The 20,580-nt window shown below is 55.2% G+C and carries 16 protein-coding genes and 1 other RNA gene; 5 read left to right on the forward strand and 12 right to left on the reverse strand.

The genetic code is table 11. The features are described from left to right. Positions 1-7: 7 nt before the first annotated feature. On the reverse strand, positions 8-190 hold the full coding sequence (locus tag ACT3RR_RS03360) for a hypothetical protein (protein ID WP_034789500.1): 183 nt from the start codon (positions 188-190) through the stop codon (positions 8-10). A gap of 382 nt (positions 191-572) precedes the next feature. Here ACT3RR_RS03360 and ACT3RR_RS03365 point away from each other — a divergent pair, with 382 nt between their 5' ends. After that, positions 573-1,670 (forward strand): glycerol dehydrogenase, encoded by a 1,098-nt coding sequence (locus ACT3RR_RS03365; protein ID WP_353501698.1) that lies wholly within the window; start codon positions 573-575, stop codon positions 1,668-1,670. 32 nt (positions 1,671-1,702) lie between these two features. Here the strand turns inward: ACT3RR_RS03365 and ACT3RR_RS03370 are convergent, their stop codons facing one another. Further along, positions 1,703-2,989 carry a DUF445 domain-containing protein gene (locus tag ACT3RR_RS03370; protein ID WP_496199736.1) on the reverse strand — a complete coding sequence of 429 codons (1,287 nt, stop codon included), beginning with the start codon at positions 2,987-2,989 and terminating at the stop codon, positions 1,703-1,705. 164 nt (positions 2,990-3,153) lie between these two features. Between ACT3RR_RS03370 and ACT3RR_RS03375 the strand changes: the two genes are divergently transcribed. The 3 genes from ACT3RR_RS03375 to ACT3RR_RS03385 all read left to right on the forward strand — a co-directional run bounded on the left by ACT3RR_RS03375 (position 3,154) and on the right by ACT3RR_RS03385 (position 8,258). Continuing rightward, positions 3,154-4,833: a multidrug ABC transporter permease/ATP-binding protein gene (locus ACT3RR_RS03375; RefSeq protein WP_496199737.1), complete on the forward strand. Its 1,680-nt coding sequence runs from the start codon at positions 3,154-3,156 to the stop codon at positions 4,831-4,833. Further along, entirely contained in the window at positions 4,820-5,638 is an 819-nt protein-coding gene (locus ACT3RR_RS03380) for a hypothetical protein (RefSeq protein WP_496199738.1), read from the forward strand. Before ACT3RR_RS03375 ends, ACT3RR_RS03380 begins: the two co-directional genes overlap by 14 nt. 181 nt (positions 5,639-5,819) lie before the next feature. Further along, on the forward strand, positions 5,820-8,258 hold the full coding sequence (locus tag ACT3RR_RS03385; RefSeq protein WP_496199739.1) for a DUF3772 domain-containing protein: 2,439 nt from the start codon (positions 5,820-5,822) through the stop codon (positions 8,256-8,258). A gap of 250 nt (positions 8,259-8,508) precedes the next feature. On the opposite strand, the gene ACT3RR_RS03390 is transcribed toward ACT3RR_RS03385, so the two are convergent. From ACT3RR_RS03390 to ACT3RR_RS03410, 5 genes are all read right to left on the reverse strand, one after another. Continuing rightward, a non-coding RNA gene (locus tag ACT3RR_RS03390) (RtT sRNA) lies at positions 8,509-8,596 on the reverse strand. A gap of 489 nt (positions 8,597-9,085) precedes the next feature. After that, the gene (locus ACT3RR_RS03395; protein ID WP_353501703.1) at positions 9,086-10,093 is read right to left on the reverse strand and encodes a magnesium and cobalt transport protein CorA; all 1,008 of its coding nucleotides are present in this window, start codon (positions 10,091-10,093) and stop codon (positions 9,086-9,088) included. Beyond that, positions 10,090-11,661, reverse strand: a complete 1,572-nt coding sequence (locus ACT3RR_RS03400) for an efflux transporter outer membrane subunit (RefSeq protein WP_353501704.1) — start codon at positions 11,659-11,661, stop codon at positions 10,090-10,092. The genes ACT3RR_RS03395 and ACT3RR_RS03400 overlap by 4 nt, the downstream gene beginning before the upstream one ends. 5 nt (positions 11,662-11,666) lie before the next feature. Further along, positions 11,667-13,235, reverse strand: coding sequence for a DHA2 family efflux MFS transporter permease subunit (locus tag ACT3RR_RS03405; RefSeq protein ID WP_353501705.1), 1,569 nt, complete (start codon positions 13,233-13,235; stop codon positions 11,667-11,669). Continuing rightward, positions 13,232-14,461 (reverse strand): HlyD family secretion protein, encoded by a 1,230-nt coding sequence (locus ACT3RR_RS03410; protein WP_496199740.1) that lies wholly within the window; start codon positions 14,459-14,461, stop codon positions 13,232-13,234. Before ACT3RR_RS03410 ends, ACT3RR_RS03405 begins: the two co-directional genes overlap by 4 nt. 281 nt (positions 14,462-14,742) lie before the next feature. On the opposite strand from ACT3RR_RS03410, the gene ACT3RR_RS03415 reads away from it, so the two are divergent. Beyond that, positions 14,743-15,663 carry a cation diffusion facilitator family transporter gene (locus ACT3RR_RS03415; RefSeq protein ID WP_396132579.1) on the forward strand — a complete coding sequence of 307 codons (921 nt, stop codon included), beginning with the start codon at positions 14,743-14,745 and terminating at the stop codon, positions 15,661-15,663. 137 nt (positions 15,664-15,800) lie between these two features. On the opposite strand, the gene ACT3RR_RS03420 is transcribed toward ACT3RR_RS03415, so the two are convergent. From ACT3RR_RS03420 to ACT3RR_RS03440, 5 genes are all read right to left on the reverse strand, one after another. Beyond that, complete coding sequence (locus ACT3RR_RS03420; protein WP_396132578.1) at positions 15,801-15,968, reverse strand: DUF2474 domain-containing protein; 168 nt, start codon at positions 15,966-15,968, stop codon at positions 15,801-15,803. An 8-nt stretch (positions 15,969-15,976) separates the two neighbouring features. Further along, positions 15,977-16,984 carry a cytochrome d ubiquinol oxidase subunit II gene (gene cydB / locus ACT3RR_RS03425; RefSeq protein ID WP_353501708.1) on the reverse strand — a complete coding sequence of 336 codons (1,008 nt, stop codon included), beginning with the start codon at positions 16,982-16,984 and terminating at the stop codon, positions 15,977-15,979. Continuing rightward, positions 16,974-18,410 carry a cytochrome ubiquinol oxidase subunit I gene (locus tag ACT3RR_RS03430; RefSeq protein ID WP_485903225.1) on the reverse strand — a complete coding sequence of 479 codons (1,437 nt, stop codon included), beginning with the start codon at positions 18,408-18,410 and terminating at the stop codon, positions 16,974-16,976. The genes cydB and ACT3RR_RS03430 overlap by 11 nt, the downstream gene beginning before the upstream one ends. Positions 18,411-18,703: 293 nt before the next feature. Then, positions 18,704-19,024: a helix-turn-helix domain-containing protein gene (locus tag ACT3RR_RS03435; RefSeq protein WP_353501710.1), complete on the reverse strand. Its 321-nt coding sequence runs from the start codon at positions 19,022-19,024 to the stop codon at positions 18,704-18,706. 415 nt (positions 19,025-19,439) lie between these two features. After that, positions 19,440-20,384 carry a LysR substrate-binding domain-containing protein gene (locus ACT3RR_RS03440; protein WP_496199741.1) on the reverse strand — a complete coding sequence of 315 codons (945 nt, stop codon included), beginning with the start codon at positions 20,382-20,384 and terminating at the stop codon, positions 19,440-19,442. Between the last annotated feature and the right edge of the window lie 196 nt (positions 20,385-20,580).

Raw genomic sequence — 20,580 nt, forward strand, 5'->3', positions numbered from 1 at the left:
ATGATTCTTAGAACGCTTTTACCAGAACTTCTCTTTGGGAAGGTTCTTGGCCGGTTCTCAGCAGGCTATCGAAGGATTTCTCCATCTTTTTCACTTGCTGCAAAAATTCTTGTGGCGAGAAATCGTGTGATTTGCCGCTCATATAAGCGAGAGCCAATTCTTTAGCCTGGTAGCGCTGGAAGTTATACATGTTATCCCCCAATCCCTGCATATTTGGCGCTGTTTATTGATTGGCGCGCCAGCTAATTCGGAATTTATTAAATTTAAAATGAAAAGTTAAACAGGATGGCTAACAGCGAGCTGACCTTGTGCAACTGCTTACATCGTGCTGCCAATGCGATGCATTCTACGGCATCCATTGATAAGTGAAAGCCGCTTTAATTGATGGATTCGATAGTTGAAACTTTATAAAAACAGTTGAAGCGACCCTATTTCCCGTGTGCAAAAAAGACCTCGTTTTCTGCCTTAAATTCTTAGCTTCCCATGCGATCATTATTAGATTTAATAATGTGACTTTGGCGCAGAACAGGCTAGGCTCAGGGTAGGTTTTTCAATGGAAAGAGGTTTTTATCATGAGTAAATTTATCTTCTCTTCACCTCGAAAATACGTACAAGGCAGTGGCGTACTGGACGAACTCGGCGGCTATCTTCCGGCGCTGGGCGGAAAATCCTTCCTGATAGCTGATGATCTGGTTTGGGGACTGATAGGCGAGCGCGTTAAAAGCTCGTTGAAGCAGGCCGAAGTCGAATTTCACTTCGAAAAATTTAATGGCGAAGCTTCGGCGAATGAAATCAGCCGGCTGACCGCCATTGCGCGTAAAGCGGGCACTCAGGTGGTGGTCGGGCTGGGCGGCGGTAAAACGCTGGACACGGTCAAAGCCATTGCCGATGAGTTAAAGCAAAACGTGGTGATTGTGCCGACGGTGGCTTCTACCGATGCGCCGTGTAGCGCACTGTCGGTGATCTACACCGATGAAGGCGTGTTCGACACCTACCGTTTCTACAATAAGAACCCTGACCTGGTGCTGGTGGATACCCAAGTTTGCGCTCAGGCCCCGGTACGCCTGTTCGCATCGGGCATTGCCGACGGCCTGGCGACCTTCGTCGAGGCGCAGGCGGTGCTGCGTTCCCACTCCCATTCGATGGTGGGGGGCGACCCGACTATTGCCGGTATGGCGATTGCCGAAGCCTGCGAGAAGACGCTGTTGACCTATGGCTACAGCGCCTATACCGCCGTCGAGCAGAAGCTGGTGACACCGGCGGTGGAGGCCGTGGTTGAGGCCAACACCTTGCTGTCCGGGCTTGGTTTTGAAAACGCCGGGCTGGCGGGGGCTCACGCCATTCACAACGGCTTTACCGCCGTTTCTGGCGACATTCACCACCTGACCCACGGCGAGAAAGTGGCCTACGGCACCCTGACTCAGATGGTGCTGGAGCAGCGCCCGGATGAAGAGATTGCCCGCTATATTCGCTTCTATCGCTCCATCAACATGCCGACCACGCTCAAAGAGATGCACCTTGAAAAAGAGTCTTACGAGAATCTGGTGAAAGTCGGCAAGCTGGCAGGAGGCGAGGGCGATACCCTCGGCAACCTGAATCGTAATCTGTCGGCGGAAGATGTGGCAAACGCCATTCTGGCAGTGGACGCCTTCAGCAAAACCGTGAAATAAATCGGCTCACTCCCCCTGTTCAGGGGGAGTTTTTACAACCTCGCCAGCACCCACGGCATCACCAGCGGCAACTGCGACAGCAGGTAAAGTATCAGCCCGATAAAGGCGCCAACCAGCGTGCCGTTGATGCGAATAAACTGTAAATCCTTGCCGATATTCAGCTCAATCTGCCGCGACATATCCCGCGCATCCCAACTTTTCACAGTGTCACTGATATGGCGAGTAAGAAACTCTGCGAAGTCAGGCGCCATGCGCGCCGCCACGGTTTCCATCTGCAGATTCAGCGAGTCGCGCAGCTTTTCATCCTGCTCCAAAGCCTGCCCCAACCACTGTCCCGACTCGGTAATTTTCAGCCGCACCCGCGAGTTTGGGCTGTCTAAATCCTCTCTGAGCCAGCCGCGCATGTCGCTCCACAGCTGCATGACGTAATCATTCAGTTTTTCGTCATTCTTCAAATACTGCTTAATCTCTTCAGCTTTTTGCGCGGCGGCGGGGTCGGTTTGCAGCGTCCAGATGAATTTCTGCACCGAACGGTCAAAGCCTTTGCGGAACGCGTGGCTCTGGTCATTGCCCATATCATCCAGTACCGAGTTAACGGCGTTCGACACCATATCCGCGCCGTTGCGCCCCAGCCAGCCGGTAGGCAGTAGCTTGGCGGTCAGCGGGTGTTCGCGCTTCATCCAGTTGACGATTTGGGTGGAGATAAAGCTGCGCGTGCTCTCCTTGGCGAGCAGGGCTTCCAGCTGATCCATCGCCTGATCCAGCAAGGCCTGATGCCGCCCGTCTTTGGTCAGGCTCTCTAAAATCGTCGCCACCGACTGCGACAGGTCGATTTTGTCGATCACCCGAAACAGCGCGCGTTTTATCAATTGGGCGATACGCTGGTCGTCGGTGAACTCGAGAAAACCGCGCATCATTTTCACCAGATAATGGGCGAAGCGCGGGGCGTTGTCCGGGGCATTCAGCCAGTCAGAAATCATCCGCGCCGGATCGTGCTTGCGGATCAGCTCGACAATCGAGTCCGGTGCCAAAAACTTCTCTTGCACGAAAATTGCCAGATTGTCGGCGATTTTGTCTTTATTCTTGGGAATGATCGCCGTGTGTCCGGCAATAAAAGGCACCGGCACGCGGCGAAACAGCGCCACCACGGCAAACCAGTCGGCCAGCGCGCCGACCATCGCCGCCTCGGAAATGGCCTTCAGCCCCAGAATCCAAAAATTAGGCGGCAAAAAGAGGGTGACAACAAACAGGGCGGCGGCCGTCAGCAGCAACCCCAGCGCATTACGTTTACTTCGGCGAAGTTCATGTTCTTTATCCATTACAGAAGTTTAGGAACTGCGCGCAGGGCTGTCAGCTTTTTTCTTTTTCTTCGAGGCTTGCTGGAATAATGAGAATTATTCTTGATATCGATTCACCGCTGATTAAACTGCCCAGCTATTCATATCTTTGCTGTATTTGTCGACTTTCTGGGAATCGAGATTTTATGGAGTTGTTACGCGTAGTGTTTAAGCAGTATCGCTGGCCTTTTCTGGCAGTGATGGCTCTGAGCCTGGCCAGTGCGGCGCTAGGGATTGGCCTGATTGCCTTTATCAATCTGAAACTGATTGAAACCACCGAAGCCTCTCTTGCCGTGCTGCCGGAATTCCTCGGTTTCTTACTGTTATTGATGGTGGTGACGCTCGGCTCCCAGCTGGCACTCACCACCCTCGGCCACCACTTTATCTACCGCCTGCGCGGGCAATTTATCAAACGCATTCTGGATACTGACATCGAGCGCATTGAGCAGATTGGCAACGCGCAGCTGTTAGCCAGCCTGAGTAGCGATATTCGCGCCATTACGCTGGCCTTTGTACGCCTGCCGGAGCTGGTACAGGGCATTATTCTGACTCTCGGCTGCGCCGCCTATCTGGCGTTTCTGTCGCCGAAAATGCTGCTAGTTACCGTGGCGTGGCTGGTGGTGACCATTCTGGTTGGTTTCTCACTGGTGTCGCGGGTTTACCGCCATTTGAATCACGTGCGCGAAGCGGAAGATCGCCTGCAAAAAGATTACCAGATGGTGATCGACGGCCGTAAAGAGTTGGCGCTGAATCGCGAACGCGCCCGCAAGCTGTATGACGAGGAGTATGTGCAGGACGCAACCAGCTACCGCCACCACATTGTTCGCGCCGACACCTTCCACCTCAGCGCGGTCAACTGGTCGAACATCATGATGCTCGGCGCAATTGGGCTGGTGTTCTTTATGGCCAATACGCTGGGCTGGTCTGATACCAACGTCGCCGCCACTTACTCCCTGACGCTGCTGTTCCTGCGCACGCCGCTGCTGCAAGCGGTGGGGGCGCTGCCGACTTTACTCAGCGCGCAGGTGGCATTCCGCAAGCTCAACGGCCTGCGCCTTACTCCGTATCAGCCCGAATTTGCCGTAGCCCCTAAAACGCAGAGCTGGCAGACGCTGGAGCTGCGCGACCTGACCTTCAGCTATGGCGAGAAAGAGCAGGATGCTGGTTTTGGCGTCGGCCCGCTGAACTTGACCATCAAGCGCGGAGAGCTGGTGTTCCTGATTGGCGGCAACGGCAGCGGGAAATCGACCATGGCGATGCTGCTGACCGGGCTGTATCAGCCGCGCTCGGGGCAAATCCTGCTTGACGGTGTGCCAGTCAGTGAGCCGGAGCAATACCGTCAGCTGTTTTCCGCCGTATTTACCGATTTCCACCTGTTTGGTCGCCTGATGGCCGCTGAGGGCCAGACACCCGCTCCCGAGCTGGTGGAAGTGTGGTTGCAGCGCCTGAATATGAAAGAGAAGCTACAATTTGACGGCGACAGAGTCACAAATTTGCAGCTGTCTCAGGGACAGCGTAAACGCGTTGCGCTGCTGCTGGCGGCCTGTGAGGGGCGCCACTTCTTGCTGCTCGACGAATGGGCGGCGGACCAAGACCCGCAGTTCCGCCGGACTTTCTATCGTGAGCTGCTGCCGTTCCTGCGCGACATGGGTAAAACCGTGCTGGCTATTAGCCATGACGACCACTATTTTGAGCATGCCGATCGCCTGTTAGAAATGCGCGCGGGCAAATTGAGCGAATTACATGGCGAAGCCAGAGCAGACGCCAGCCGCGACGCCGTGGCGCAAATAGACCAAAAAAAGGAAATCGTTGATGAACTGGAATGAGGTGATGGTGTGGGGAGTGAGCGGGGTAGTGATTGCCGCGATCCTCGCCATGCTGCACAAGAAAGGCAAGCTGGCTAAAACTCCCGCGGTGATCCTGTTTTTGGTGCTGGTGGTTGGCGGCAACGCCCTCTACGCGGGGCTGATTAAACCGCGTATACAGGCTTCCAGCCAGACGGCGGAGATTGACCACGCGCTGGCCGAATTGCCTATTTTCAAGACCATCAATGAACAAGAGCCAGAGCTGTATCAGCAGATCCGCAGTAACATTCTGCGCCTGAGGGAAGAGGGGAAGACCCAGCAAGAGGCGATTGATACCGTCAAGCCTATGGTGTCGGCCTTAATTTCTCAGCGTATGAACACCGCCCCCGATGCCAACGTGCTGGCGGCGATGCGTGTCAGTCTGCAAGAGATGCAGGAGCTACAGGCGCGCCATGACGGCACCTGCTTTAAGTTCTTGTATCCGCACATCAGCGGCGGGGTGAACACGGCGCAGGTGCTGTCGCCGGAGTTGTTCAAAAAAGACCTCGACACCATGAACGACCTGCTGCAAGCCAGCGGCCGCGAGCAGAAAACTCAGCCTACTACCCTCAGTGCCGAGAAAGCTCAGGCGCTGATGGTGCCGGTGAGGGAGAAGTTGCATCAGGATTACGGCGACCAGTTGCAGATGTTTAATGATTTAGGCGCGGCGACCGTCGACCGTGCCAAGGTGTGTGACATTTCCATCAGCCTGTACTCCAATATTTTGGCCCTGCCGCAGGCTGACGCTATCGGCCTGCTGCGCCTGATGCTGGGCAAGCAGGGGTGATCTGAACGCTCTCTGCCTCTGGCGTAGCAAACCGCTGGAGGCAGCTCTTTTTGCCATTCTGGGTGATTTTTCTTCCTTCCCGTTGCGATCCAGAAAAAACCTGATATTTTCCGCACCAATAATCGCTATTATCATCATTCTGAAAAATAATAATTCCCCCGAGTGTCGGATAGATTCCTTTATGCATAAATTCTTTAAAGCGCCCGTGGTGTGGGCACTCTTAGCCACACTGTTTATGGCGCCAATGGCGACATGGGCTGCCACTAACAATGACTCGGCCCAGACCAACGCCCCTGCGGGCGATGCCAACGCGACTCCTGAGCCGGTAAAAATCAACGTACCCGCCACGCTGACCGCGCTGCAAAAACGCCTTGATACCACTAAACAACAAGTTTCGTCGGCGAAAACTGAAAAGAAGCTCAACGGCTTAAACGACGATACGCTGAAGATTCTGGATGACACCGACAAGCTGATTGCGGCACTGGGGCCTATGCGTGCTCAGGTGCAGGCCCAGCTTGACGTCCTCGGCCCGGCTCCTGCGGCGGGGGCATTGCCTGAAACGGCCGAAGTGGTGCGCCAGCGCAATAAGCTTAATACCAGCAAAACTCAGCTCGATGCGCAAAATGAACAAGCCACGGCGATTCGCACCGGCGCGCAGAACCTCTCTACCCAAATTGGCGGGCTGCGACGCGACACCCTAAAAACCCAGATTGCCCTTAACTCAGGCAGTATTCTGGGCAAGAATTTCTGGATGGCGCTGTTTGAGCCGCAGGATAACGACCGCGCGCGTTTCGCCGATTTCGGTTCACAAATTAGCAGCGCCTGGGATCAGGCATGGCAGCCTGAATTCCGCGTGGGGTCGGCGCTTTACCTGCTGCTGGCATTAGCCATTGGCCTGTTGGGGCGGCGTCTGCTGGACAAACCGTTGAACTGGATCCTCCAGCGCTGGCTGCCCGGCGGTCGTCTGCGCCGCAGCCTGCTGGCGACCATTGCGACGCTAGTGATTGTATTCACCCAATGGTTGAGCGTGAGTTTTTTCTGCCAGTTCTTCGTGCGCCTGCCGGATACCTCAGAAGCGCTGCTTGAGTTTGCTAACTCACTGATTGGCCTCACGGTCTTCTCTGCGCTGGTGGCCGGTTTAGGTTCGGCGCTGCTGTCGAACAAGCATCCTTCGTGGCGTCTGCCGGGGCTGGCGGATCCTATCGCCAAAACCTTGGCCTCCTTCCCGTTGATGCTGAGTGCCTTCATCCTGATTTTTGGCGTGGTGGAAGAGCTGAATAATCTGGTGGGGGCCAGCGTCTCTGCCACGCTATTCGGCAATGGCCTTTCTGCATTACTGGTGGCGGTAAGCTGTCTGATTGCGCCGATGCGCGTAAACCGTGTGCGCCGCCGCCTGCTGGCACGCGGGGAGCAGCCCGAAGCCCGTTCGACGCTGGCCGGTTTGATTCACTTGGCTATCAGCATTACCGCTATTGCCATCACCGTGGCGCTGCTGATTGGTTATATCCCGCTGGCCCGCTTCCTGACCTATGAACTGGTGTGGGTGGGCTTGGTTCTGACCTGCCTGTACTTGATGATTCATCTGGTGGTGGATTTCAGCGAGAGCTTCTTCTCACCCACCACCACCAGCGGCAAGTTGCTTAAAAGCAGCTTGAGCCTCAATGAGCGCCATCTGTCGCTGGCCGCCACGCTGTTCGCCGCCGTCGGTAAGACCCTGCTGATTCTGTTCGCGGCCGTGGCGCTGCTCAATGGCACCTTCGGGACTACCACGCCGATTGAGCTGCTCAGCAAAGTGGTGGATATCTGGGGTGGAAAAGGGCTGGAAGGGATGAATATCATTCCAGCTCACGCCGTTAACGCCTTCCTGTGTCTGGCGATTGGTCTGTATGTTCTGCGTTCGGCCAAACGCTGGCTGGATAACGACTTCCTGCCCAAAACCGCCATGGATCGCGGCATGCGCGCCTCGCTGGTGACGCTGTTCACCAACGTCGGTTATGTGCTGATCATCCTGCTGACGCTTTCCACGCTGGGTATCGAGTGGAACCGTCTGGCATGGATTGTCAGCGCGCTGTCGGTAGGTATCGGTTTTGGCTTGCAGGAGATCGTGAAGAACTTTATCTCCGGTTTGATTTTGCTGACCGAGCGCCCGGTGAAAGTAGGGGACTTGGTGACTATCAGCGGCGTTGAGGGGGATATTCGTCGCATCAACGTGCGCGCGACTGAGATCCAACTGAGCGACCGTTCGACGGTGATTGTACCGAACTCACAGTTCATCTCGCAAAACGTACGTAACGCCACCATGGGCAATGCGCAGGGTGTAGCAACTATCGCACTGACCTTCCCGCTGGACATCGACCCAGAGCAGGTGCGTTCGCTGCTGTTAGAGTGCTATGAGTTGCACGAGTCGATTCTCGAGACGCCTGCGCCTTCTGTCAGTTTCAAAGAGTTAGGCCCAAATGGCATTGTGCTGAGCGTCACCGGCTACGTCGCCAGCCCGCGCATGGTCAGTGGCACCAAGAGTGACCTGCTGTATGAGATCCTCAAGGCACTGCGCAATGCGGATATTAGTCTGAGTCAGACGCAGACCATGGTGTTGGAGCAACCGGTCGAAAAACGGTGATGTTTTTGCCTCGGCGGCAGGCCTAGACCTTGGGCCTGCCGCCCAAACCTGCTAACTTCAAATTCAAATTCAAATTCAAAACCGTGGGCGTCGGCCCACACCGACCAAGGGAGGCGTAAACGCGCCTCCCTTGGAACCCTGCGTTTTTTATTGCTGTGAGATCGAGGCTTCGCAGGGTTGGAATGGACGTGTTCCAGCGGCCACGGTGTTCGCCGCGAAGTGCCGCCGCTTAGGCGGTTCCCTCTGTTCGGGATTACTCGGCCTCTGGCCTCGCCCTTCGGGTCGTTGCTTTGCAACGCTGTCTCGCTTCGCTCGGCTCGAGCCTTTGGTCTCGAACCACTCCCTCGGCGTCACTTCTGAACGCGGCCTACAGGCATTTACACCGAACCGTTCCATTGGGTTTTGGGTTTGCTTTGCTCCTCCCCCTGGTAAGGGGGAGGTTGGGAGGGGGTATTGCAGAAAAATCAGTGGCTTATGTGAGAAATACCCTACCCCAACCCTCCCCTAAATAGGGGAGGGAGCAGGTCAAAAACCATGAAACGGCTCGGTTGAAATGCCTCAAAACCGCAGTCAAAAATGGCGCTGAGCGAGAGGTTCGAGACCCATGGCTCGAATCCCGTGGCGAAGGCACCGCCTAAGCGGCGACATTTTGCGGTGAGGAACAGGTGTACCTGAAACACGTCCGCCCAACGAGCGAAGCGCGCAGTAAAGAGCCGGGGATTCTCAAGGGGTGCGGCGATAGGCGCCCCTTGAGGCCGGTGTGGCGGCAGCGCACGGTTTGGACCTTAAGGCCAGTTTGGGTGGCAAACCAATGTTTTAAAGCTGCCCTAAAGCCAGCCCGCTTTCTTCAACCGCCAGTAAAGCAACCCACATCCCACCACGGTTATTCCCAGCGTCAGCGGATACCCCCACCAGTCTTCCAGTTCGGGCATGTTTTTGAAGTTCATGCCGTACAGGCTAAATACCACGGTGGGAATGGCGAGGATCGCACCCCAGCCAGCGAGGCGTTGGACCACTTCGTTTTGATGCACGGACACCAGTGCGAGGTTGACGTGCATGGCGTTGGCCAGCATCTCGCGCATGTCGTCGGTGACGGTGATCACCTGATGGGCGTGGTCCTGCACGTCACGGATATAGGCGCGCAGGCCCTTAGGGATCAGATCTTCGAAATGGTGGCTGAGCTGATTACAAATATCTTCGGCAGGGACGGCGGCGTTGCGCAGCGAGAGCAGCTCGCGGCGCAGTTTATACACGTCCTGCACTGCGTTCTGGTCAAAGTCCGACTTAAACATCTTCTGCTCAATATGGTCGAACTGCTTGGTGTACTCGCTGACAATCGCCAAATAGTTATCCACCACCATGTCGAGCACGCAGTACAGCGCGTAGCCTGGGCCTTTGGCCAGCATGTCCGGGCACTCTTCGGCGTGGGCGCGGATCTGCTTATAGCTCGACGACGCGCCGTGGCGCACGGTGATCAAAAAGTTTTTGCCCAGAAACAGGTGCGTTTCGCCATATTCAATCTTGCCATCGACCAACTGGGCGGTGTGAATGACGATAAACAGCGACTCGCCGTACTGCTCGATTTTCGGGCGCTGATGGGCGGTGAGGGCATCTTCAATGGCCAAATCGTGCAGGCCGAACTCCTCCTGAATGGTGCGCATCAGGCTGTCTTCGGGCTGCCACAAGCCCAGCCAGACGAAGGTGTCCGGCTCTTTCAGCACCTCGCTGATATCTTCGGTGGTCACATCTTGCAGCCGCTTACCTTCACGATAAGCCACGCTGTTAACGACGGAATCACAACTCGGCTTCTTCTCTTCTTTGGTGATGGCATTCATTTCGCTGCTTCCTCAGACGTGGTCTGGACGCGTACATCGGTGGTTTCGGCCGGGCCGAAAACGGTGTAGGTCGGGAGTTTCACATTCTGATACGGCTCCCAGCCGCCGCCAAGGGCTTTATATAAAGAGACTAAGTCGGTACTGGTCTGCACGCGCGCGGCGGCAGACTGCTGCTTAGCCTGCGCCAGTTGGCGTTGGGCGTCGAGCACGTTGATGAAGGAGGATAGCCCTTTGCTGTAGCTGTCGGTCGCCAGTTCGAATGAGGTTTGCAGCGCCTCGGTGGTTTGATCCAGCCCGGTGACCCGGTCCTGATCGGTGCGATAGTTGACCAGCGCGTTGTCGACATCTTGCAGCGCGGTGAGCACCGTCTGGCGATAGTTCAGCGCGGCGTTAGCCTGCTGCGCGCGCGACAGGTGCACACTGGAAACCAGACGGCCGCCCTGGAAAATAGGCAGGGTGACGGACGGGCCGAAGGAGTAGAAGTTGCTACTCCAGTTGTCCAGATAGCTGGCGTCGCTGTTACGCATGCCGAACTGGCCGGTCAGGGAGATGCTTGGGAACATCTGGGCGACGGACACGCCGATGTTGGCCGTCGCGGCGTGCAGGTCGGCCTCGGCTTTACGCACGTCCGGGCGGCGACGCGCCAGCTGTGACGGCACGCCCACCGGCACGGCGGCAGGTAGGGCGGGCATAGGTTTCACATTGGTCAGCTCGCCGTCGAGGGTGCCCGGCGCCTGTCCAAGCAGCACCGCCAGCCCGTTCATCGCCTGACGCTCCTGCGCCTGATACTGCGGCAATTGGGCGCGCAGCGAGCCAAGCTGGGCGCGGGCGTTTTCCACATCCAGCTGTGGCGCAAGGCCGTTCTTCTGCTGGCTCTGGGTCAGTTCTAAGGTTTGCTGGGCGACGTCTATCTGGGTTTGAATCGCCGCCGTGATGCTCTGCGCGCCGCGCAGCTGTAGGTAGGCGCGAGCCACTTCGGCTTGCAGAGAGACTAATGCGTCATTGCGCTGCTCGATAGAAGACTGTTTCTGCGCATTGGCGGCTTCCACCTGCCGACGGGTGCCGCCGAACAAGTCCAGCTCCCAACTGGCATCAAAGCTGCCTTGGTATAGGTTCACTGGGCCGGTAGCGGCGTCGATGGCGCTGGACGCCTCAGGGCTGAGATTCTGCGCCTGATCGGCAAGTCCAGAAGACTCGAGCTCACCCTTCAACCCAAGCTGCTGGCGAGTAAATTTGGTGTTGGCCTGCACCGACGGCATCCACGCGCCGCGCGCCTGCGTCACCTGCTCGCGGGCGCCGGCGATGCGCAGCACCGCCTGCTGGAGGGAAATATTCCCGGCAATGGCGCGGTCAATCAGGCTATCAAGCTGCGGATCTTTGAAGGCTTTCCACCACACCGGATTTGGCTCCGAAGGCAAGGCGATAGAGGCTCCCTCTTTGGCCTGCGGGCGGCTCATGTCGTTGTAAGCCGCAGGGGTTTTAGGCTTCGGCTGCTGGTAGTCCGGCCCGACAGAACAGCCGGTCAGAGCCAAAGCCAGCGCGGAAAGCGTAAATGTCAGAGTTTTCATTTTTATCAGTGTGCTCCGGCATTGCCTTCGCTCTTAACTGGCGAAAGCAGAAAACAGAAGGGGATCAAAATAGCGGCAACAATGGCGCAATAGCTGAACACGTCGATGTAAGCCAGAATGCGCGACTGGGAAATCATCTCCTGATACATGCGCGCGCTGGCGAGCTGCATCGGGTCGCCAACCACGTGGGCGAAGTCGCGAATGGCGGCGGCACTGCGGCTCACGGCCTGATTGAACTGCTCATTCAGCGGCGTCATGTTATGCACCATATGGGCGCTGTGTGCCTGAGTTCGCTCGGTCACGCCCGCGGTCGCCAGTGAAATACCAATCGACCCTGCCACGTTACGGAACATGGTGAACAGCGCCGAGGCGTCGGCGTTCAGGCGTTGAGGTATGGTCACAAACGCGATGGTGGTCAGCGGCACAAACAGGAAACCGAGGCCGAGAGACTGGGCGCTGCGGTACATCACCAGCGTTTCGAAATCGACGTTTGGCGTCAGGCTGCCGGAATAGAGGAAGGAAGCTCCCAGCAGGAAGAAGCCAAAGGCGATGATGTAGCGCGTCTGCACAATCGGCATCAGCTTCAGTACCAGCGGGATCGACAGTACAATCAGAATCGCCCCCGGCGACATCACCAGCCCGGATAAGGTCGCGGTATAGCCCAACTGCTGCTGGGCCAGCTGAGGAATCACCACCGAGCTGCCATAAAGAATCATCGCCATCCCGGCCATCAGCAGGCTGGAGACGGCAAAGTTGCGATCTTTCAGGCAGCGCAGGTTAACCACCGGTTTCTTAGCGTAGAGCAGCCAGTAGATTGCGCCGACAATGCCAATTGCCGCCAGAACCGCAAAGGTGACGATAAAGGCCGAGTTGAACCAGTTGTCGTCCTCGCCTCGGTCCATCATTACCTGCAAACAGCCCAGCCCAAGGGCAATCAGCCCGATACCGATATAGTCGATACTCAACTTGCCTTTGGCTTTGCGCTCCCACGGCGGGTCTTCCAACAGCTGGTAAATAGCCAGCAGGGCGATGATCCCCACCGGAATGTTGATGAAGAAAATCCAGCGCCAGCTGACGTTATCGGTGATATAGCCACCTAGCGTTGGGCCGACTACCGGGGCCACGATAATGGCGATGGATGACAGGCCAAAAGCTTTGCCGCGATCTTTCGGCGCGAAGTAGTCGAGCAGCACGGATTGCTGAATCGGCTGGAGGCCGCCGCCAAAGAAGCCCTGCAAAATGCGGAACAGGATCATCTGCCACAGCTCGGTGGCGATGCCGCACAGGAAGGAGCAGACGGTGAACATCGCGATACAGATCAGGAAATAGTTTTTGCGCCCCAACACCCGGCTAAGGAACGCCGAGATTGGCAGCACGATGCCGTTCGCCACCAGATACGAGGTGAGCACCCAGGTGGACTCGTCGTAACTGGAGGAGAGGGAGCCGGCGACGTGGGGCAGTGCCACGTTGACAATCGTGGTGTCCAGAATTTCCATGAACACCGCGATGGTCACGACGGCGGCAACCGCCCACGGGTTACTGGAGGGTCTCCAGCCGCTGCGATCGTCACTCATTCCACAGTTACCGTTGGGTCAACTGACAGGCCAAGTGGCAATGGCTGTTTTGGATCTAAACCACTGTCGATGACGATTTTCACCGGCACGCGCTGGACAATTTTCACATAGTTGCCGGTGGCGTTTTCCGCCGGGAAGGCCGAGAAGCGCGAGCCGGTGCCTTGCTGCACGCTGTCTACGTGGCCGTGCAGTTCGATATCCGGATAGGCATCAATCTTGATAACCACTTTGTTGCCGGGGCGCATGCGCTCAAGCTGGGACTCTTTGAAGTTGGCGGCGATCCAGATATTTGGAGAAACAATCGAGAACAGCGAAGAACCGGCCTGAACCAGAGTGCCTAACTGCACATTACGCATGGTGACGTAACCGTCATAAGGCGCGCGCACGTCGGCGTAGGAGAGGTTGAGGTTGGCGGTTTCCAGCTGGGCTTTCGCCTGTTCGACCTGCTGTTGACGGGCTTCGACGTTGGTTTCGGCCTGACGTATTTGCAACTCAACCTGCGCCGCGACTTGCACCTGCGCCTTGGCATTTTCTAAATCAGCCTTAGCGGAACGCAATTGTGCACTGGCGGTATCAATGTTCTGTTGCGAGGTGGCTCTTGGGTCGACGCCGCGCTGACGACGGAAGTCGGCGGTGGCATTGAGCAAGTTGGCTTCGGCGCGGGCCTGCTGCGCCTGAGCCTGCGCCAGCTGGGCCGGATACTGCACTTTGGACAAGTCATATTGCACCTGAGCCTGATGCAGTTGCGAGACGGCAACGCCCAGCTGGGCCTGTGCCTGATCGCGCTGCGCCGTGGCGTCTCGTGGGTCAATCTGCACTAACAGCTGGCCTTTTTTCACCAACTGGTTGTCTTTGACCGCCAGATTGGTCACGTAACCGGAGATTTTTGGGGCGATTGTGACAGCGTCACCTTCGGTAAAAGCGTCATCGGTGTTGATTTGGTCCTTGGTCATGAACCACCACACCAGCGCCACAATCACCATGATGATCACCACCAGGCCGAGAATAATTAGCGGCTTTTTGCCCGGGCCTTTGCGCTTTTCGCCTTCTTCATCTTCGCCCTTATCTTCTTCATCTGACGACTTTTTATCCTGCTTTTTACCCTCGTCGGAAGAGGGTGAGCGGTAACCTTCGCCTGATTTAACTTGGCTGGAGTCGAGTTCGTTGGAGGTGTCTAGAGACGATGATTCGTCAGGACGGTTGGCGTCATTTTTATTCGTTGTCATAATACTCATCTGGTTATCGGCGCTAGGGCCGAACGTTAAATGAAACAATTCTCGTTTTACCCTAGATTGTATTGATGTAAAAGCAAGTAAATAACCGTCAACTTACCTATGTTAGAGCACGAAGATCCACACTATAGGTATGCTCCGAAAAAGCGCGTGAAGATGTATAATGCGTGGCTTGGCTTTAATTTTATCTGTGCGTATTTTCACTTTATGGAATCGCCGTATCAGGAACAGCGCGTGACTAATTCTTCCTATTTTATGAACTTGCGGGGCGCTCAATGAGCCGTCCAATCCCTTACCGTGGCCTAACGCGCGTGGCCTCGCTGATCTCCGTGTGCGTCGCACTGGTGCTGGTGTTTATCAAAGTGTGGGCGTGGGCCGCCACCGGCTCGATTGCCCTGTTAACCTCGGCGGCGGATGGCTTAGTTGACGTGTTGGCCTCGCTGGTGACGCTGATTGGCGTGCGCTACGCCGGGCGACCGGCGGACAAAGGCCATCGCTACGGCCATGGCAAAGCCGAGGCGGTTGCCGCCTTCGTGCAGGCTCTGCTGCTCGGCGCGGCGGGTCTGGTGCTCGGCGGTGAGTCTATCGGCCGCATCATTAATCCACAGCCGCTGGCACAGCTGGGGCTGGGTATTTGGGTGATTATCGGCAGCTGCTGCGCGGCCGTCGGGCTGGTATTGATGCAAACCTACGTGGTGAAGCGTACTGGCTCCACCGCTATTGCCGCCGACCGTGCGCACTACGTCACCGACGTGGCGGTTAACCTCGCGGTGCTGATTGCCTTGGTGCTCGAAAGGCACCTTGGCTGGACGCGTTCTGACTCCATCGGCGCGCTGCTTATCTCTTTCTATATGATTTGGAATGCGCGCGGCATGGCGGGAGACGCGCTCAAGCAGCTGCTGGACCGCGAGTTAGATATTGAAGATCGCAAGCGCGTGAAGGCGGCGGTGCTCAGCGTGGCGGGCGTGCGCGGGGTGCATGATATTCGCACCCGTAACGGCGGCGACCGGGTTTTCGTGGAGTTTCATGTGGAAGTGGATGGGTCGCTGTCCGTGGACGTCGGCCACGATATTGGCGACGCCGCTGAAATCGCCGTCAGCAAGTTGTTCACCGCCGCCGACGTCACCGCGCACCTCGAGCCCGAGGGCATAGATGACGACCGTCTGGACAATCTGTTGAATAATATTACTAAGTGATTTCTGCTCCCTCCCCTGGTAAGGGGAGGGCTGGGGTGGGGTATTATTCTCATATAAGGCACTGAGATTTCTGCAATACCCCCTCCCAGCCTCCCCCTTTTCAGGGGGAGGAGCAAAAGCAAGTCTCAAATTTTAACTTAATGGCTTTTCATCCCCGCCGCTGTCATCAGCAACCTAAACACCGACGCCACGGCAAACAGGGCTAACACGCTGCCTAGCCAGATAATTGCCAGCCAGCCTACGCGCTTCCACCAAGGCTGACGGATAACCTTCTCATCATCCATTTCTCTGATCAGTTTCTTCATATTTCACCTCAATGATAACCCTGATCCGGGGTGACTTTGCCGCGGAACACGTAGTAGCTCCAGAAGGTGTAAACCAAAATTATCGGGATGATCACCAGCGCGCCAACCAGCATAAAGCCAAGGCTTTGCGGCGGGGCGGCGGCCTGCCAGAAGGTGATGGAGGGCGGTATGATGTTCGGCCAAATACTGATGCCTAAGCCACTGTAGCCAAGGAAAATCAGCGCCAACGTCAGCAAGAAAGGCGCATGGTGCGACTTACGGTTTACCGCGCGCAGCATCCAGATGGAGACCAGCACCACTAGCACCGGCACTGGCAAGAACCAGAGGATATTCGGCATGGTGAACCATCGGTCGGCAATCGCGCTGTGGGCGAGGGGCGTCCAAAGACTAATAATGGCGGTCACCAGCAGGAACACTAATAGCAGAGGTTTTGCGCGGCGCTGCATGTTTTCCTGCAACGGGCCTTCGGTTTTCATAATCAGCCAGGTACAGCCGAGCAGGGCGTAAGCCACCACGAGACCCACACCGCAGAACAGCGTAAAGGGGGAAAGCCAGTCCAGCGGGCCGCCCGCGTAGGCGCGATTCACCACCGGAATGCCGTTAATCACCGCCCCGAGCACTACGCCCTGACTGAAGGTGGCGAACAGCGAACCCCAGATAAAGGCTTTGTCCCAGATATGGCGCTTCTCCGCCGTGGCTTTGAAACGAAACTCAAAGGCCACGCCGCGAAAAATCAGGCCAAACAGCATCAAGGTTAGCGGAATAGCCAGTGCGTCCAAGATCACGGCGTAGGCCAGCGGGAAGGCGCCAAACAGCGCCGCGCCGCCAAGCACCAGCCAGGTCTCATTGCCGTCCCACACCGGCGCGACGGTGTTCATCATTACGTCGCGTTCATGCTCCGCCTTAACCAGCGGGAAGAGAATGCCAATGCCTAGGTCAAATCCGTCCATGACCACGTACATCATCACGCCAAAGACGATGATTAAAAACCAGATTAGCGGAAGATCAATACCCATGGTGGTTACCCTTATTCTGGTCGTCGTTAGATTCCTGTGCAGCAGACAGCGGCCTTGCCGGAGTGCGATGCTGGCCTGGCCCGCCGTGGGTGGTTTCAGCACCTTCATGAGCCACAGGACCTTTGCGGATCAGGCGCATCATGTAGGCGTAACCCACCCCAAACACCGAGCAATAAATCACAATAAACAGCAGCAGGCTGATGCTCATCTGCATTGCGCCGTGGCCGGATACCGCATCTTTGGTGCGCAGCAGGCCATACACCACCCAAGGCTGGCGGCCAATTTCCGTCGTGAACCAACCGGCAAGCAGCGCCAACAGGCCGGAAGGCCCCATCCACAAAGCAAAGCGCAGGAAGGCGCGCGAGCTATACAAGGTGCCGCGCTTGCGCAGCCACAGGCTCCAGACGCCCGCCAAAATCATCAGCAGGCCTAGCCCAACCATGATGCGGAAGGAGAAGAAGATGATGCTGGAATTTGGCCGGTCCTCTTTGGCGAAGGATTTGAGCGCCGGGATCTGCTTATCCAGACTGTGGGTCAGAATCAGACTGCCGAGCCACGGGATCTCAATGGCGTAGCGCGTCTCTTCGCGGTTCATGTCGGGATAGCCAATCAGCACCAGCGGCGACGGCTTGCTGTCTTTATTCTCCCAATGGCCTTCAATCGCGGCAATCTTCGCGGGCTGATACTTGAGGGTATTCAGACCGTGAGCGTCGCCGAGGAAAGCTTGAATCGGTGCAACGATCAGGGCCATCCACATCGCCATCGACAACATGGTGCGCATCGCCGGGGTATCGCGCCCGCGCAGCAGGTGCCAGGCCGCAGAGGCGCCGACAAAGAAGGCAGAGGAGAGAAAGGCGGCGGTGGTCATGTGCAGCAGCCGGTACGGGAAGGAGGGGTTGAAAATGACTTTCAGCCAATCCACCGGCACCACCTGATTATTGACGATTTCAAAGCCCTGTGGCGTCTGCATCCAACTGTTGGATGCCAAGATCCAGAAGGTAGACATCAGGGTGCCGAGCGCCACCATGCAGGTAGCAAAGAAGTGCAGGCCGGGGCCAACGCGGTTCCAGCCGAACAGCATCACGCCGAGGAAGCCAGCCTCGAGGAAGAAGGCGGTGAGTACTTCGTAGGTCAATAACGGGCCGGTGATGCTGCCCGCGAAGGAGGAGAAGAAGCTCCAGTTGGTGCCAAATTGGTACGCCATGACCAGCCCGGACACCACGCCCATGCCAAAATTCACGGCGAAAATTTTCGACCAGAAGTGATACAGGTCGCGATATTCCTCTTTCTTAGTTTTGAGCCACAGCCCTTCGAGCACGGCCAAGAAGCTGGCCAGACCGATGGTGATAGCGGGGAAAATGATATGAAACGATACGGTGAAAGCAAACTGGATACGGGCCAGTTCTAGCGCGTCTAGACCAAGCATAACAACCTCTTTTTTGCGTGGTAACCCTTTCAGCTTAGGCGTCATAAGCCATTTTGGCGCAACAACATTTGCAAATGAGGTTTCAGTGAAAGGGGCGGTACAACAGTAAAGCTTAGCGAGGAGGGGATTTAACCACAGGGCGGGTGAGATATAACAGTAACAGAAAATTGAAATAGAGCTATAACAGTTCAGATTTACGCGTTGGCGTTAAAATCAAAACTCACTGCGTGAAAAAGCGATGACGTCAAGTTAGAAGCCGAAGCTCCTGCCTTCATCGCTTGGGTTAGCTCAGGTTATTTGGCTTTTTTCCGATTTTTGACAATCAGCGTGCCATCGGGGTGGAAATAGCGCGTTGGCCAAATTTCAGCTGGCGTCATACCCAGCGCATTGGCGATCAGCATCTCTCCCCGAGGCCAGCGGCGGCAAAGCGCGTTTGACAGGGTTGAAGAGCAGAGGCCGGATTGGCGGGATAGGGCAGCCAGAGTAGTCCCTCGTTTGTGCAGCTCGGCAATGATATCTGCCGGATGCCAATTCTGAAAACGATGGGAACCCGCTGTTACCTGAGATGTATTGCGAGGTGGAGCGATATCTTGAGTTTTTTTATTGGTCGTCATTTCGCATGATCCGTTGCAAAGTGATGATTACTAACACCCTAAGAGGTGCAAATCCCTTGGGTGATAGCCCAGACGGAGTTTGCACTACCGGCCACAACGGATCACCGGCCAGCCCGAAGGCTGCCCCGCCTGAGCCACCATAGAGACATTATTTATTACGTGAACGAGTAATAAGCAATAGGTGTGCAAAGGCTGACGTATAAATATTATATATACGTCAACGTTGTGGTATTCAGGGTGCAAATCCCGGCTGCGGATTTTGCCGCAGCGCAAGAACTATACTCTAATCACTTAGTTGATACCAAGTGAGAAAGGGGCGTTTCATTTAGTTATCTAAGTAAAAATTCAAAACTCAATAGAATAGTCGTCTAAAAGAGGGGGAGGTCTGCCAAACGAGATTCTTCATACTTCAAGGCTACGCGCTAAAATGATGATTGATTTTTTCCACGATCATACCTAAAGCTTTATTTTGCAATGAGGTTTTATTGTGCACCATATAGATACTGATGGGCGATAAAGGAAATTCAGTGCTCAAGCTTTTTATATTAAACGCATGTTCGACTTTTATGAAAAGCCAGGTTGGCACAATAGCAATGGTGTCCGAGTTTTCAACGACGGATAGAATTGAAAAGAGTGAACTGCTGCGGAAAGAAAAGACTCTTTCGCCAATATTTTCATTGATACTTTGCTGAGCAAGTTTGATCGCCGGGCCGTCCGATTCAAAAATAGAAAATTGCTCTAATGCCGCCTGCTCTTTGTTGATTGAATGACGTAATCTTGGATGTTCTTTGCGGCAAATAAAGGTTAGTTGTTCATTTAAAATAGGGTAGGTGACAGAAGAAGAACTGTAATGAGGGTCGCAGTCAAAGACTAAGTCTGCTTTACGATATTGCAATGCTTCGCTTGAGAGCATGACCGAACTGCCATTATCGGCATGAACCACTTTGGTATTGGGCATGATTTCTTTGACCAATTCCATCAATACGGGAAGTACGCGCATTGAGATATAAGGCGGGCAGCTAACAATTAATCTATTTCGCGCCGTGGAGTTCATATAAACCGAGACATTTCTGGTTAATGTCTCAAAACTTTCCTGTGTGGCCGAAAACAGATTCACCGCCGTGACGGTTGCTGAAAGGTTACTCCCTTCACGGACAAAGAGGGGGTCTGAAAAGTAACCGCGCAACTTATTTAATGACTGGCTGACAGCAGAAGGGCTGATATTCAACAATACTGAGGCTTTAGTGACGCTTTTCTGCGAGTAGATCGCGTGAAAAGTGGTAAGAAGGTTGTAGTCAAAGCTTTTATCCCTCTTTAAGTCATCTTTCTTAAAATCATCTTTTTGTATGTCAGGGTTCACAATTACCTCCCCGTAAATGTAAATAAACTTTGTTATATATAAATGCTACAAATGATTTAAGTTACAATCAGTTGGTGCATGAATGATTTTTGTATTGCGCCAAAAATACTAAGAAAATAAAGCTCAATAAGATAGAGGGCAACACTTTAATTTTTAATTGTTACTTTGTTAATAGTTTCAAAGTCCTTTTGAAATA

Source organism: Ewingella sp. AOP8-B2-18, from assembly GCF_052376015.1.
In the GTDB taxonomy this organism is placed as follows: Bacteria; Pseudomonadota; Gammaproteobacteria; order Enterobacterales; family Enterobacteriaceae; genus Ewingella; species Ewingella allii.

Coding starts and splice junctions, on each gene's coding strand:
- ACT3RR_RS03360 (WP_034789500.1), bottom strand. CDS start 190: ATGTATAACTTCCAGCGCTACCAGGCTAAAGAATTGGCTCTCGCTTAT.
- ACT3RR_RS03365 (WP_353501698.1), top strand. CDS start 573: ATGAGTAAATTTATCTTCTCTTCACCTCGAAAATACGTACAAGGCAGT.
- ACT3RR_RS03370 (WP_496199736.1), bottom strand. CDS start 2,989: ATGGATAAAGAACATGAACTTCGCCGAAGTAAACGTAATGCGCTGGGG.
- ACT3RR_RS03375 (WP_496199737.1), top strand. CDS start 3,154: ATGGAGTTGTTACGCGTAGTGTTTAAGCAGTATCGCTGGCCTTTTCTG.
- ACT3RR_RS03380 (WP_496199738.1), top strand. CDS start 4,820: ATGAACTGGAATGAGGTGATGGTGTGGGGAGTGAGCGGGGTAGTGATT.
- ACT3RR_RS03385 (WP_496199739.1), top strand. CDS start 5,820: ATGCATAAATTCTTTAAAGCGCCCGTGGTGTGGGCACTCTTAGCCACA.
- ACT3RR_RS03395 (WP_353501703.1), bottom strand. CDS start 10,093: ATGAATGCCATCACCAAAGAAGAGAAGAAGCCGAGTTGTGATTCCGTC.
- ACT3RR_RS03400 (WP_353501704.1), bottom strand. CDS start 11,661: ATGAAAACTCTGACATTTACGCTTTCCGCGCTGGCTTTGGCTCTGACC.
- ACT3RR_RS03405 (WP_353501705.1), bottom strand. CDS start 13,235: ATGAGTGACGATCGCAGCGGCTGGAGACCCTCCAGTAACCCGTGGGCG.
- ACT3RR_RS03410 (WP_496199740.1), bottom strand. CDS start 14,461: ATGACAACGAATAAAAATGACGCCAACCGTCCTGACGAATCATCGTCT.
- ACT3RR_RS03415 (WP_396132579.1), top strand. CDS start 14,743: ATGAGCCGTCCAATCCCTTACCGTGGCCTAACGCGCGTGGCCTCGCTG.
- ACT3RR_RS03420 (WP_396132578.1), bottom strand. CDS start 15,968: ATGAAGAAACTGATCAGAGAAATGGATGATGAGAAGGTTATCCGTCAG.
- cydB (WP_353501708.1), bottom strand. CDS start 16,984: ATGGGTATTGATCTTCCGCTAATCTGGTTTTTAATCATCGTCTTTGGC.
- ACT3RR_RS03430 (WP_485903225.1), bottom strand. CDS start 18,410: ATGCTTGGTCTAGACGCGCTAGAACTGGCCCGTATCCAGTTTGCTTTC.
- ACT3RR_RS03435 (WP_353501710.1), bottom strand. CDS start 19,024: ATGACGACCAATAAAAAAACTCAAGATATCGCTCCACCTCGCAATACA.